This window comes from Paramicrobacterium salitolerans (assembly GCF_051513965.1).
Taxonomy (GTDB): Bacteria; Actinomycetota; Actinomycetes; order Actinomycetales; family Microbacteriaceae; genus Paramicrobacterium.
This window is the reverse complement of record NZ_CP195847.1, coordinates 2,604,595-2,618,361: the sequence shown is the minus strand read 5'-3', so window position 1 is coordinate 2,618,361 and position 13,767 is coordinate 2,604,595. Positions and strand designations below refer to the sequence as shown.

Here is a 13,767-nt window from a genome sequence, read left to right as displayed (position 1 = left end):
TGTCCTTTTTATCGTGTCGGTCAGACGGGCGTCTCGTCGATGAAGTCGGTGGTCGAGCGCAGCACGAGGCAAGCTCGGTGGTGGCCTGCGGCCAGTCGCTCGGATGCCTCTCCGCCGGCGAGCTCGGAGGCGAGGTAGCCGGCGGCGAACGCGTCTCCGGCCCCGACAGCCTCGACCACCTCGGTGGGGTTCGCCGGGACGAACGTCTTCTCGTCGCCGTGGAACTCGGTGGCGCCCACGTCGCTGTCCTTCACGACGACGCGCCCTGGCTCGGGCAGCAGGTCGCGCACCGCCTCAGGGGTGTCGCAGCCCCACAGGGTCTCGGCCTCGTCGAGCCCGACGAACACGATGTCGGCGCGGCGCGCGAGCGAGCGCAGCACGGGGGCCGCGATGCCCTGCTGCCAGAGCGAAGCACGGTGGTTGACGTCGAAGCTCAGCAGGCCCGTGCCTTCGGCGACGCGGTCGATCACGTTGTCGACGAGTGCCGCGCAGCTCGAGGAGAGCGCTGGGGTGATGCCGGAGAGGTGCACGATCTCGGCGGATTCGAGCGGAACGTCGATCACCGATGCCGGCCCCATGCGGGAGGCGGCGGATCCGGCGCGGTAGTACAGAACGCCGTTGCCCGGGTCTTTGAAGTAGACGCCCGTCGGCGCATCGGCATCCGTTGTGATCCATCGAGTGTCGACGCCTCGTCGCGCGATCGTGGCGCGCAGCCGCTCGCCGAGTGCGTCGTCGCCGAGGGCGCTCACCCAGGCTGACCGGATGCCGAGGTGCGCGAGATGCGACGCGAGGTTCGACTCTGCTCCGCCGGCGTCGAGCCTGAAGTCGACGGCGGTCGCAAGCGGATCGGGCGTCGCCGGAGTGACGAGCACCATGGTCTCGCCGATGGTGATCAAGCGCGGGGCGTCCTCTGCGGTCATGCCTCCATAATGCACTCCATGTGCGACACTCGCAAAGACAGTTGCACTAAATGCACACTGCGCGTCTTCGTTGTCTTGCGTCAGCGGTACTGCGAGCGTAGCGTTGACTGAAGTCGCAACGGCATGTGCACAAAATGCACAGCCACTGCTGTCCGTAATCGCTGACCGCCGAGTGGGATTCATGACGACACTGAAACTGGACGACCTGGCCGACGAACGCCTCACCGCGCGACACAAGGGCCTTCCTGACCGCGCCGCGGGGCTCACCGTGCGAGAGTTCCTCGACTCCGACCCGCGACTCGGCGAGTTCTGGACTCCGCTGGTCGCCCTCGACGACGACGCGATGCGCAGCAACCTCGAGGTCATGCGCGAGTGGACGTCGAGCCGCGGTCTCGAGCTGATGCCGCACGGCAAGACGACCATGGCTCCCGCTCTGTGGCAGCGTCAGCTCGACGTCGGCTGCACCGGCATCACCCTTGCGACCATGGGCCAGGTGCGCACCGCTCGCACGTTCGGGCTCAACTCGATCATGCTCGCGAACTCAGCGGTGGATGCTCGGTCGCTGCGCTACCTCGTGGAGCAGCTCGGCGACGCAGAGTTCCGCTTCGTGTGCTGGGTCGACTCGGTCGAGACGGTCGAGGCGATGGAGCGCGGGCTGGACGGCGTCGCGCTGCCGCGGAAGATCGACGTGTGCGTCGAGCTCGGGCAGGACGGCGGGCGCACGGGGGCGCGCACCATCGAGGGCGCCGTCGAGATCGCGCGTCGCGTCGCGGCATCCGATGTGGTTCGCCTTGCTGGCGTCAGCGGCTACGAGGGCAGCCTCGGGCACGACCGCTCTGCGGCATCCGTCGACGCTGTTCGCACCTACCTCGAACGGCAGGTCGAACTGCACCGCGCGCTCGGCGACCTGTACGACGAGGGTGACATCTACGTGACGGCGGGTGGCAGCGCCTACTTCGACATCGTGGCCGACGTCTACGCCGGGGCGATGGATGACGAGCGCGTGCACTGGACGCTGCGCTCCGGCGCGTACATCACCCACGACGACGGCTTCTACCGCGGCATCTCGCCCCTCGATGAAGCGGGCCACGACGTGGCGAACCCGCTGCGCTCCGCCATGCTGGGCATCGCGCGCGTGCTCTCGCACCCCGAGCGCGGGCTCGCGCTCATCGACGGTGGCAAGCGCGACTTTCCGTTCGATGAGGGCCTGCCGATTCCGCGCCGCATCGCCGACGATCTCGGTGCCGACTGGCGTGACCTCGCCGGAGCGGAGATCAGCGCGATGAACGATCAGCACAGCTACCTCACGCTGAGCGAGCAGGATGCCGCGATCGGCGACGTCGTTGCCCTCGGACTCTCGCACCCCTGCACGGCGTTCGACAAGTGGCACTTCCTGCCGGTCGTCGCCTCGCGCGACTCCGACCGCGTGGTCGACCTCGTGCGCACGTTCTTCTGATCAACACCAACCGGAGCAAGGAGCACCTGTGCGCACCATCCTTCAGGGCGGAACCATCATCGACGCCGACGGGCAGCGCCGCGCCGACGTCGTCATCGAGGGCGAGACGATCGTCGAGATCGCTGAGGATGCCGCTCGGCCGGACGACCGCGTGATCGACTGCACCGGGCGCTACGTGCTGCCCGGCATCATCGACGCGCACTCGCACGTCGACGGGCTCCTGACCGATGATGACGTTCAGCGCGCGCAGCTCCGGCAGGGGGTGACGAGCATCATCGCGGGGCAGGACGGCGTCTCATACGCCCCCGGCGACGGCGCCTACGGCAGCGAGTACTTCGCCGCCATCAATGGGCCGCACCCCACCTACTCCGGGGGAGGCGTCGCCGAGTTCCTCGCCAACGCTGACGGCACCTCGCGCCTCAACGCGGCGTACCTCGTGCCCGCCGGAACCGTGCGCTGGGAGGTCTGCGGGCGCGCGACGTCCCCCGCGACCGAGCACGAGCGCGCGGCGATGGCCGAGCTCGTCGCACAGGGGATGCGCGACGGGGCTGTCGGCCTGTCGACCGGGCTCGACTACGTTCCCGGCATCTTCGCCACCGCGGACGAGATCGCGGCGCTCTGCGAACCGGTCGCCGCGTCCGGCGGGGTCTACGTCAGCCACATGCGCGGCGGGTACGAGGCGAGCTCGGCGGAGGGGATCGACGAGATCACGCAGATCGCCCGCTCTGCCGGCATCCGCGTGCATGTCTCGCACTTTCACGCCGAGGCGCACATCGTGCTCGGCCAGCTCGACGCTCTCGCCGAGCGCGGTGTCGACGCGACGTTCGACGCCTACCCATACACGCGCGGCTGCACGCTCCTGGCAATGCCGCTGCTGCCACCCGAGCTCTCGGCGCAGCCGGTCGTCGATGTCGTCCACACCATCACGGATGCTGCCGAGCGCGAGCGTCTTCGGCGCGACTGGTTCCCCGAGGTCGACCGAAAGGCGAGTCTCGGACCGGAGTGGCCGAGCATGATCACGCTCGCGCACATCGCCGCGGACGAGTACGCGTGGGCGCACGGACTGACGGTGAAGGATGCCGCAGAGCGAGCCGGCGTGGACGCCATCGACTTCTCGCTCGACGTGCTCGCGGCATCCGCTCTTCAGGTCAACGCGGTCATGGCCGTGCGCTACGACCGCCCGGTCTCGGAGCTCGCGCAGATCTTCGCGCACCCCGCGCACATGGGCGGCTCCGACGGAATCTTCATCGGGGGCCACCCACACCCGCGGGCTCGCGGCACGTTCGCCCGGTACCTGCGGGAATACGTGCGCGAGACCGGCACGTGGTCGTGGTCGGATGCCGTGAAGCATCTCTCCTCCGGGCCGGCGGAGCGCTTCGGGCTCGGCCGCCGTGGCCGCATCGCGCCGGGCTGGGTCGCGGACCTCATCGTGGTGGACCCCGAGAAGGTCGCGGACACGGCCACGTACGACGCTCCGCTCGGCGAAGCGATCGGAATCGACGACGTGCTGGTCGCCGGCGTTCCGGTGCTCGCGGGCGGCGAACTTCAGCAGGCGACGCCGGGGCGCGGTCTGCGTCACGCCGACGAGCGGTAGAGTCATGCAGCATCCTGTGCCCAGTCTTCGAGCGCACGTGCGGTGTGGAGCGGATCAGCGTTCTGCGCCCGCGCGTCGCCATGACCCACGTCAAACCACGACACCACCTGAGGAGCCGCCATGTCGCAGAGTGTGAAGCGTGCCGCGCGCATCATCGACTCGATCGCGGAGCAGCCGAAGACCGTGGTGCAGCTGGCCGAAGAGTTCGAGCTGCACCGGTCGACGATGTTCCGTGAGCTGCAGGCGCTCGAAGAGGTCGGCTATGCGCGGCGGCGGCGCGACGGCACGTACTCGCTCGGCTTCCACCTGGTCGCACTCGCGCAGACGTCGCTCGAGAGCATCGACCTGCGCGAAGTCGCGGCGGACCACCTGCGGCGGCTACACCGCACGGTCGGCAACACCGTGCACCTCGGCGCCCTCATGGAGAACTCGATCATCTACGTCGACAAGGTCGAGGATGCCAGCGGCGTGCGAATGTACTCGCGCGTGGGCGCCCCCGTGCGGCTGCACTGCAGCGGCGTCGGCAAAGCGGTGCTCGCGAATCTCGACCAGGCGCAGCGAGATGCGCTGCTCGCCACGACGGACTGGAAACGCTACACCGACACGACGATCACGAACCGCGCTGAGCTCGACGCCGAGCTTGCCCAGATCGCCGAGCAGGGCTGGGCGGCCGACGACGGCGAGTTCGAGGACTTCGTGAACTGCGTCGCTGTGCCGATCGTGACGTCTGCGGGTGTGGTCGGGGCACTGTCGCTCACGGCGATCCGCATGGTGCAGGACCTCGAGCAGCTGAAGACGCGCATTCCTCTCATGCAGCAGACCGCGGCGCGCATCGCACGCGAGCTCGGCTGAGCGCACCGCTGGCTCCGTGACCGCGCGTCTGCGGCACCGTGGAGCGCGCCTCCATGCCTCGATCCTTTGCGGCCCGGGGTGCACCTCTCCGCGACAGAGCGGTCTGCGGTCATTAGAGCCTGCCGCGGCGGGCTCTGATGACCGCAGACCGCTCTCTCGTGTACGTCACCGGGCGCGTCAGGCGGCGACCGGGGCGCGTGGGCGACCGGCGCGTCAGGCGCGGAGCACGATCAGGCGGCGACCGAAAGCCGGAAGCCGCCCTCGTCGAGGATCTCCACGCACAGCTGGTCGAGGCTCGTCAGCACGAGGTCCGCGTCGAGCTGGTCGGGAGTGTGCGTTCCGGGCAGGGCGATGGTGAAGCAGCCCGCTGCCCGTGCGGCGGTCAGTCCCGCTGGGGCATCCTCGAATGCGACGCAGTCGCTCGGGTGAACGCCGAGACGCGCGGCGCCGGTCTCGAAGGGCTCGGGGTCGGGCTTGCCCGCGACCACGTCATCGAACGTGACGAGTGCATCGGGGCGCGGCAGCCCGGCGGCGTCGATGCGCACATCGGCGAGGGCTTGGGTGCATGAGGTGACGATCGTCCAGGCGTGCGGCGGCAGCGAGGCGAGCAGGTCGAGAGCTCCGGGCAGTGCGACGACGCCGTCGGTGTCCTCGATTTCGAGCTGAGTCACGCGGGCGAGAGCGGGCTCAACCTTGTCAGCGGGCAGGATGCTCGACAGGAGCTCCCGCGCCGGACGCCCGTGATGGTTGCCCGTGCCGAGGTCGGCCTGCACGCCCTGTTCTTCCGCCAGGCGGGTCCACGAGCGGATCACAGCGGGGGTGGAGTCGATGAGCGTTCCGTCCATGTCGAAGAGCGCGCCGCGAAAAACGCGTGTTTCAAGGGTCGATGTCGTGTCGAGGTCGAGCGTCACCTGAATCTCCGTTCGTCGATCTCGATCGTATCGATTCGAACCGCAGAAACCCTCAATCGGTGACGATCAGCGGCGCAGCAGCATCCTGCCGATCAACCCGACTGCGAGCACCGCGACGCCCGCCAGCAGACTCGGCCACGGCACGGCCGTCGCGAGCGCGACGCAGCCGACCATTCCGAGCGCCTGCAGCCATCGCGGGAAGCGCCGATTCTCGGAGCGTTGGGTCCACGCGGAGAGGTTCGCGATGGCGTAGTAGAGCAGCACACCGAAGCTCGAGAAGCCGATCGCGCCACGCAGGTCGACGGTGAGCACGAGTGTGATCGAGACGATGGCGAGTACGATCTCGACGCGGTGCGGCACTCGCCACTTCTCGTGCACGGCGGCGAGCGGGCGGGGGAGGTCTCCCTCGCGCGCCATCGAAAGTCCGGTGCGGCCGATTCCCGCCATGAGGGCGAGGAGAGCGCCGAGGGATGCCGCTGCCGCACCGATCTGCACGATGGGCTGAGCCCATGCGGGCGCTGCGTCGTGAAGGGGAGAGGCGGAAGCCGCGAGGGCGTCAGTTCCGAGCGAGCCGAGCACCGTGACAGCGACGAGCCCGTACACGACGATCGCGCCGAGAAGGGCGATCACGATCGCGCGCGGAATAGTGCGGACCGGGTCGCGCACCTCTTCACCCATCGTCGCGATGCGCGCGTACCCGGCGAACGCGAAGAAGATGAGGGCGGCGGACTGAAGGATGCCGTACGGACCAGAATCGAGGATGCCGTCGAGCGGTGCACTGGAACTCTCCGCCCGCGTCCCGATGAGCACGATCGCGAGGCAGAGTAGCACCACTGCGACGATGACGCGCGTGGCCAGCGCCGTGCGCGTGACGCCGAGATAATTGACGAGCGCGATGGCGGCGACCGCGAGGGCCGCGGCCGGTTTCTGCCACGGCTCGGGGGCGACGTAGGCCGCGAAGGTGAGCGCCATCGCCGCCGTGGACGCGGTCTTTCCGTTGAGAAAGCACCATCCCGCGGCGAATCCCCACCACGGGCCCAGCTGCGCGCGGCCGTAGGCGTACGTTCCGCCGGAGACGGGGTGCTGCGCGGCAAGCTGCGCCGACGAGGTCGCATTGCAGAACGCGACGACCGCGGCGAGGCCGAGGCCGATGAGCAGTCCCGTTCCGGCGGCGCGGGCAGCGGGGGCGAAGACCGCGAACACACCGGCGCCGATCATCGAGCCGAGGCCGATGACGACGGCATCCGTCAGCCCGAGCCGACGCGCGAGAGTGCTCATGGTGTGAACAGTATGTCGCTCAGGTGTCCAGTTGGAAACACCGGATGCCTCAGGCCGCGCCGCCGGAGGGGCGACGATCAGGAGTGCGCCGTGTATCCGTAGAGATCGGACTGGGCGCCGTTCACCCAGAGCTCCGGTCCCTCGGGCGTTGCAGCACGAAGCGTGCGGTTGTATGCCTCGTCGACGACCGTGCTCTCGATCCCCCGTGACCGCAGGCGTTCGGCGACGGCCTCCAAGTCGCCGCGGTGTTCGAACGACAGGCCCACGCGGTCGGCAACGGGATTGGAGGCCGAACCGAGATCGTGAAGCGCGACGCTGCCGCCGCCGTCGGCGCTGAACTCCGCCCATCCGTCGGAGTCGGACGTGATGCGCAGCTGCAGCCCGACCGCGGCGAGCACGCGGGAGGCACCCTCGACGTCTGGCGTGAAGATGAGCGGTTCGATCGTGACGTCGCCCTCGGGCGCACGTGCAGAGCCGACCGCGGCATGGATCGTCGCGTCGGCGTCGACCGCGATGGCAAGGGTCGCGCCGATGCCCTCCATCTCGCCGCGCGTCACCGCGATGCCCTCGTCGGAGAGTCGAGCCTCCAGGGCGTCAAGCTGGGAATCGTCGCGGACGAGCATCCAGATCTCTGCCGTGCCCGCGAGCGGATCGCCGGGGTCGACGCCGTGCACGGCGAGCATGCCGTCTCCGTCGAACTCCGACCAGGTGTCGCTCGGCTCGCCGTGCGGCCGCAGACCGATGCCCTCGGCGAGTGCGTGCCAGGCGTGTGGATGCCGTGTGAACTGAATCGTCTGGATGCTGCTCATCGGTCGTCCTCCTCGATGTAGTCCGTCATGATCCGCTCGACGAGGGCTGACAGCGACGTCCCCTCATCGATCGCCGCGTGTTTGATCTGCTTCACGAGCGTGGCCGGAAGGTACACATTGAACTGCACCTTGGCGTCCTTTGCTTCTATCATGCTAGCAATCTAAGGTTTGTCGACGGCGGTGTCAAGGTACGGTGTGCGAACCTTGCGGAACAGGGATGTCGGAGCGACCCGGTAGCGTCGAAGCATGCGCCTTCTGCACACCTCCGACTGGCACATCGGACGCACCTTCCACGGGCATCCGACCCTCGACGCCCTCGACGGCGTGCTCGAGGCTCTGACGACACTCGTGCGCGAGAACGACGTCGACGCGGTGATCGTCGCCGGCGACGTCTTCGATTCCGCGACGCCCTCTGCTGACGCCTATCGTCTGCTCACGCGCGCACTGACGCGACTGCGTGAGACCGGGGCGGTCGTCATCGCGACCAGCGGCAATCATGACTCGGCTGCGCGGCTCGGGTTTCAATCTGAATTCGCGTCGCTTGCCAGCATCCATGTGCTCACCCGTGACGAGACCCTCGACATTCCCGTCACCCTGCGCGATGGCGACGGTCCCGTGCACGTCTACGGCATTCCGTACCTGGAGCCCGCGCTCATCCGGCACAAGCACCCGGAGGAGACCCTGCGCACGCACGCACAGGCGCTTGACTTCGCGATGCGCCGCATCCGCGCAGACCTCGCTGAGCGGGGCGGACGTTCCGTCGTGGTGTCCCACTGCTTCGCGCAGGGGGTGTCGGATGCCGCGAGCGACGTCGAGCGCGACATCACGTCCGGAGGCCTCGACCTGGTGCCGACGACCGTGTTCGAGGGGGTCGACTACGCCGCGCTCGGGCACATCCACGGCCGGGCACAGCTTGCCGAAGGCATCCGCTATTCGGGGGCGCCGCTGCACTACTCGTTCAGCGAGGCGGGCAAGCCGCGGGGCGCATGGCTGGTCGATCTTGATGGCTCAGGGCTGCGCGATGTGACGTGGCTCGACCTTCCGGTGCCGCGGCGGCTCAGCGTCGTGCGTGGCACGCTCGACGATCTCCTCACGGACGACGCCTATTCGGAGTTCGAGGACGACTGGGTGAGCGCTGTGCTGACCGACACCGTGCGACCGCTCGACGGAATGCGCAAGCTGCAGCGACGGTATCCGCACTGCGCCGCGATGGTGCACGAGCCCGCTGAGACGCACGACCACGGCACCACGAGCTACGCGCAGCGCGTGCAGGGGCGAAGCGACACTGATATTGTCGACGGGTTCCTCGAGTACGTGCGCAACGGTGAGGGAGCGAGCGAGGCCGAGGCGGAGATCGTGCGCGACATCATCGACGAGGCTCGTGCCGCGGAGGTGAGCGCGTGAAGATCAACAGGCTCCGCATCACCGGGTTCGGACCGTATCGGGAGACGCAGACGGTCGATTTCGACGCGTTCGACGATGACGGAATCTTCCTTATTTCGGGAAAGACCGGTGCGGGCAAATCGAGCATCCTCGACGCCATCGCGTTCGCGCTGTACGACAGCGTTCCGCGCTACGACGGCACCAAGGCTCGGTTGCGCAGCGACCACTGCGCGCCGACGGACGAAACGACCGTTGAGCTTGAGTTCACGGCGGGCAGCAACCGGTATCGCGTGACGCGCTCGCCGGAGTACGAGCGGCCGAAAGCGCGTGGCACCGGCATGACGACGCAGAAGCCGACCGCTCAGCTGGACGTTCAGCGCGGTGACACATGGGAGGGCATCGCGTCGCGACCCGTCGACGTCGGCACCGAGCTCAGCGAGATCGTCGGCATCAAGAAGGAGCAGTTCCTCCAGGTCATCCTGCTCGCGCAGAACCGGTTCCAACAGTTTCTGCTCGCGAACAGCCGCGACCGCGAAGCCGTGCTGCGGAGCCTCTTCGGCACGCGCAGGTTCGCCGACTACGAAGAGGCCGTGGCCGAACGGCGCCGCGACCTCGAAGCGAGACTGCAGTCGACGCGCGCCCGCACCGAGGGGCTGATTCAGGATGCTGCGCACCTCACCGGCGCGGAAGCACCCGAGAGCGACGCGATGGCCTGGCTCGAGCAGCAGGTTCTCGACCTCGGCGCCACGCTCGCGACCGCGGTCAGCGACGCGCGCGCTGCTGACATCGTCCAGAAGGATGCCGAGACACGACTGACCGAGGCTCGAGAGCTGCACCGACGGCAGACTCGCCTCGCAGACGCGCGGCAGAAGAAGACCGAGCTTGATGCCGCTGACGCCGAGATCCAGCGTGCGCGGGGCGACGTGCAGGTCGCCGAGGCCGCTGCGCGGGTCACGCCGTACCTCGACGCTGAGGGCACAGCACGTGAGGCGTATACGCGAGCCGAGGAGCGGGCGGTCGCCGCTCGAACCGCGATGACACGGGCGAGCGGAGACCTGGGGTCGGATGTTCTGGCCGCCGAAGACGGCTCGGCGTTCGACGTTGCTTCGGCCGATTCTGCGCGGCTCTCGTCGTTCGCGGAACGGCTGGCCGGTGTGCTTGCCCGGCTCGACGACGCGCTGCAGCAGGAGAAACGGATTCCCGCTCTTGACGAGGAGGCGGACCGCGCTGCGCGTCAGGCAGCCGCCGTCGCTGACAGGCGGGACGCCCTCGCGGCCCGTCTGGCTGAGCTGCCGACGCTGATCACCGCCGCGAGCGATGAACTGACTGCGGCGCGCGTCGCCGCCTCCGGCGAAGACGCCGCTCGGGCTGACGTCGAACGACTCGAACGTGCGCGAGACGCCGCAGAGAATGTCGTCCGCCTCGACACAGAGCTCGAGGCGGCGCAGCAGCGAGAGGTTGATGCGGTGCGAGCCAACACCGAGGCGTCGCGAAAGCTGCAGCACCTGCTCGATGCGCGGCTCGCGGGTCACGCTGCCGAGCTCGCCGCCGAACTGGTCGAGGGGGAGCCCTGCGCGGTCTGCGGTGCGACGCAGCATCCCTCACCCGCTGTTCACGATGCAGAACGCATCACCGAAGACGACATCGAAGCCGCACGTGACGAACTGACGCGGTGTGAGGATGCCAAGGCGGCAGCGGCCCGCACGGTCACCTCTCTGCAGACCGAACGAGCCGAGCAGAACGCGATCGCCCGAGCAGGCGTCACCGAGATCGACGCGGAGCTCGGCCCGGTGCGCGAGAAGCTCGCCGCCGCGGTGACGGCGGCCGGGACCGTGACGGAACTCGAGCAGAAGGTCGGCGAGCTCGGCGCCGAGCGTGAGAACGCTGACGCCGAGCGCGAGACGCTGAACGCTCAGCATGATGAACACGCTCGCGCTGAGAAGGATGCCCGCGCCGAAATCGAGAGAATACGAACGCAGACGGCATCGCAGCGCGGCGACTTTGAGACCATCGCGGAGGCCGTCCACGCGCACTCGGCCGCGAAGGACGCCGCGAGTGAGCTCGCGGCCGCTCAAAGGACCCTCCACGATCGAGACGATGCCCTTCGCGCCGCTGAAGCACAGCGTGAGCAGGCGCTCACCGAGCACGGTTTCGACGACGTGGCCGCGGCGCGAGAAGCCATGCGGGATGCCGCGTCGCTCGACGCGCTGCGTCAAAGCATCCGCGCTCATGATGACGCGCGAGCAGCGGTCGCCGCGACGCTCTCCGATCCGGAGCTGGCGGATCTGCCGGACGCCATGCCGGACCTCGACGCCTCTGAGGAGGCGCTCGCGGTCGCACGGGATGCCCGCGATGAGGCGAACCGTCGACGTGACACTCTGCAGGAGAGGCACACGTCGCTCGTGCGCACGGTGACGACGGTGAAACGCGAGAGCGAGGCATCGGCAGAGCTGAATCGTGAGTACGAGGTCGTCCGCGGTCTCGCAGAGACCCTCGCCGGAGCAGGGCCGAACACGCGCAAGATGCGACTCGAGAGCTACGTGCTCGCGGCGGAGCTCGAACGCATCGTCGACGCTGCGAACGCGCGACTCCGTACGATGACCGGTGGACGCTATGCGCTCGAACACGACGACTCCGTGCAGTACCGCAATGTGAAGTCGGGACTCGGCCTATCGATCTTCGACCAGCACACCGGGCAGTCGCGCGCGACGCACTCACTGTCGGGCGGGGAGACCTTCCTCGCCTCGCTGGCTCTGGCACTCGGCCTTGCCGAGGTGGTGACCGCGCGTGCTGGCGGCATCACACTTGACACTCTCTTCATCGACGAGGGCTTCGGATCCCTCGACGGAGACACCCTCGAAGTGGCGATGTCCACTCTGGACTCGCTGCGTGCGGGTGGAAGAACCGTCGGCCTCATCAGCCACGTGGAGGGTATGAAGGAGCAGATACCGGCGAAGCTGCGCATCACGGTCGCCGACGGTGGGTGGAGTGAGATCCATCAGGGAGCCTGAGCCGTGATCGGCATCGCAGCGAGTGCGGCACTCGCCGTCGTCGGGCTCGTCGCCGGAATCGGAATCACTGCGATCGGGCCCGGCGGCGTGCTCGTGACGATCGGGCTCGTCGCGTTCACGGCGCTGTCTCCTGCGGAGGTCGCAGGGACGGCGATGATCACCAACGTGGCCACGGGCATCGTCGGCACGATCGCCTTTGCTCGGTCTCGCCACCTCGCCAGCCGCGACGCCCGACGTGCCGCAGCCCTTCTCAGCGTCGCGGCCATCGTCGGAGCACCGCTCGGTGTGCTCATCAACGGGATGCTGTCGGCGAGCCGCTTCCAGCTTCTCCTCGCGGTCTTCGTGGCCGTCGTCGCGATTCTTGTGCTTGCGCGCCAGGCGCGCGGTGCAGAGCACACCGTGGGAGAGAGCTCGGGGCCGGCGCCGGTCGTCATCGTCCTGATCGGATTCCTGGTCGCGATCATCAGCGGCATCTTCGGCGTCGGCGGGCCGATGCTCGCTGTGCCGCTGCTGCTCGTGTTCCGCATGCCGCTGCTCACGGCGCTCGCAGCCGCGCAGGTGCAATCGATCGTGATCGCCGCAGTCGGGAGCGTCGGGTACGCGGCATCCGGGTCAATCGATCTTGGAATCGCGGCACTCATCGGTGTTCCCGAACTCCTGGGAGTGGTGCTCGGCTGGATCATCGCTCGCCGCGTGTCTGCCCGGGTTCTCGCCTATGTTCTCGCCGGAGTGCTGCTCGCGGTGGCCCCGTACCTCGTGTGGCGTCAGTGACGACAGTGGATCGTCGAAGAGGGTGAGGGGGCGAAGCCGCGTCTTGACAGCCTCTTGGTTATGTGGTTCATTAGTTGAGTAATGAACCCATGGAGGTGACGCGGATGCTCGACGAAGGTCGGCCGCTTTTCGTTCAGATCGCAGAGCAGATCGAGAACGACATCCTCGACGGAACCTATCCGGAGGAGACCGCCGTGCCGTCCACGAACGAGCTCGCCGCGTTCCTGCGCATTAATCCCGCGACCGCGGGCAAGGGGCTGAACCGCCTCGTCGACTCCGGGGTTCTCTATAAGAGAAGGGGCATCGGCATGTTCGTCTCAGCTGGCGCCAAACAGGCGCTCATGGAGTCCCGTCGTCAGGGATTCGCCGAAGAGTACGTCGCCCCGCTCATGCAGGAGGCCCGCAAGCTGGGCATCTCCGCCGATGAGCTCATTGACATCATCACGAAAGAGGCCCGCTCATGATCGCCATCGAAACTCGTGACCTTGCGAAGATCTACAAAGACGCCCGCGCGGTCGACGGAGTCTCCCTGAACCTCGAGGAAGACCGCATCTACGGCCTTCTCGGGCGAAACGGCGCCGGCAAGACGACTCTCATGAAGCTTCTCACTGGTCAGGTCTTCGCCTCTCACGGCGAGATGACGCTGTTCGGAGAGAACCCGGTCGAGAACGCCGACATCCTCGCACGCACCTGCTTCATCCAGGAGAGCCAGCGCTACCCCGACAACTTCCGCGCGAAGGAGGTTCTCGCCGTCGCGGCATCCGTGTAGCCACATTGGGATG

At 68.1% G+C, this 13,767-nt stretch carries 13 protein-coding genes; 8 read left to right on the top strand and 5 right to left on the bottom strand.

Annotated features, from left to right (window positions below; translation table 11 throughout):
• Positions 1–20: 20 nt before the first annotated feature.
• Entirely contained in the window at positions 21–920 is a 900-nt protein-coding gene (locus tag ACSAGD_RS12625) for a sugar kinase (RefSeq protein WP_437583118.1), read from the bottom strand.
• A 181-nt stretch (positions 921–1,101) separates the two neighbouring features.
• Between ACSAGD_RS12625 and ACSAGD_RS12620 the strand changes: the two genes are divergently transcribed.
• The 3 genes from ACSAGD_RS12620 (at position 1,102) to ACSAGD_RS12610 (ending at position 4,822) form a co-directional block, all read left to right on the top strand.
• On the top strand, positions 1,102–2,376 hold the full coding sequence (locus tag ACSAGD_RS12620; RefSeq protein ID WP_437583117.1) for an alanine racemase: 1,275 nt from the start codon (positions 1,102–1,104) through the stop codon (positions 2,374–2,376).
• Between the two features lie 28 nt (positions 2,377–2,404).
• Positions 2,405–3,970: an N-acyl-D-amino-acid deacylase family protein gene (locus ACSAGD_RS12615; protein WP_437583116.1), complete on the top strand. Its 1,566-nt coding sequence runs from the start codon at positions 2,405–2,407 to the stop codon at positions 3,968–3,970.
• 120 nt (positions 3,971–4,090) lie between these two features.
• Positions 4,091–4,822 carry an IclR family transcriptional regulator gene (locus tag ACSAGD_RS12610; protein WP_437583115.1) on the top strand — a complete coding sequence of 244 codons (732 nt, stop codon included), beginning with the start codon at positions 4,091–4,093 and terminating at the stop codon, positions 4,820–4,822.
• Positions 4,823–5,052: 230 nt separating this feature from the next.
• On the opposite strand, the gene ACSAGD_RS12605 is transcribed toward ACSAGD_RS12610, so the two are convergent.
• The 4 genes from ACSAGD_RS12605 to ACSAGD_RS12590 form a co-directional block, all read right to left on the bottom strand.
• Complete coding sequence (locus ACSAGD_RS12605) at positions 5,053–5,733, bottom strand: HAD-IA family hydrolase (protein WP_437583114.1); 681 nt, start codon at positions 5,731–5,733, stop codon at positions 5,053–5,055.
• Between the two features lie 66 nt (positions 5,734–5,799).
• Entirely contained in the window at positions 5,800–7,011 is a 1,212-nt protein-coding gene (locus ACSAGD_RS12600) for an APC family permease (RefSeq protein WP_437583112.1), read from the bottom strand.
• 77 nt (positions 7,012–7,088) lie between these two features.
• Complete coding sequence (locus ACSAGD_RS12595; protein ID WP_437583111.1) at positions 7,089–7,820, bottom strand: hypothetical protein; 732 nt, start codon at positions 7,818–7,820, stop codon at positions 7,089–7,091.
• Entirely contained in the window at positions 7,817–7,972 is a 156-nt protein-coding gene (locus tag ACSAGD_RS12590) for a CopG family transcriptional regulator (protein WP_437583110.1), read from the bottom strand. The genes ACSAGD_RS12595 and ACSAGD_RS12590 overlap by 4 nt, the downstream gene beginning before the upstream one ends.
• Positions 7,973–8,066: 94 nt before the next feature.
• Between ACSAGD_RS12590 and ACSAGD_RS12585 the strand changes: the two genes are divergently transcribed.
• From ACSAGD_RS12585 to ACSAGD_RS12565, 5 genes are all read left to right on the top strand, one after another.
• Entirely contained in the window at positions 8,067–9,224 is a 1,158-nt protein-coding gene (locus tag ACSAGD_RS12585) for an exonuclease SbcCD subunit D (protein ID WP_437583109.1), read from the top strand.
• Entirely contained in the window at positions 9,221–12,214 is a 2,994-nt protein-coding gene (locus ACSAGD_RS12580; protein WP_437583107.1) for an AAA family ATPase, read from the top strand. The genes ACSAGD_RS12585 and ACSAGD_RS12580 overlap by 4 nt, the downstream gene beginning before the upstream one ends.
• A 3-nt stretch (positions 12,215–12,217) precedes the next feature.
• Positions 12,218–12,985 (top strand): sulfite exporter TauE/SafE family protein, encoded by a 768-nt coding sequence (locus tag ACSAGD_RS12575; RefSeq protein ID WP_437583106.1) that lies wholly within the window; start codon positions 12,218–12,220, stop codon positions 12,983–12,985.
• Positions 12,986–13,089: 104 nt separating this feature from the next.
• Positions 13,090–13,449 carry a GntR family transcriptional regulator gene (locus tag ACSAGD_RS12570; RefSeq protein ID WP_437583105.1) on the top strand — a complete coding sequence of 120 codons (360 nt, stop codon included), beginning with the start codon at positions 13,090–13,092 and terminating at the stop codon, positions 13,447–13,449.
• Positions 13,446–13,754, top strand: coding sequence for an ATP-binding cassette domain-containing protein (locus ACSAGD_RS12565; protein ID WP_437583104.1), 309 nt, complete (start codon positions 13,446–13,448; stop codon positions 13,752–13,754). Before ACSAGD_RS12570 ends, ACSAGD_RS12565 begins: the two co-directional genes overlap by 4 nt.
• Positions 13,755–13,767 lie beyond the last annotated feature (13 nt).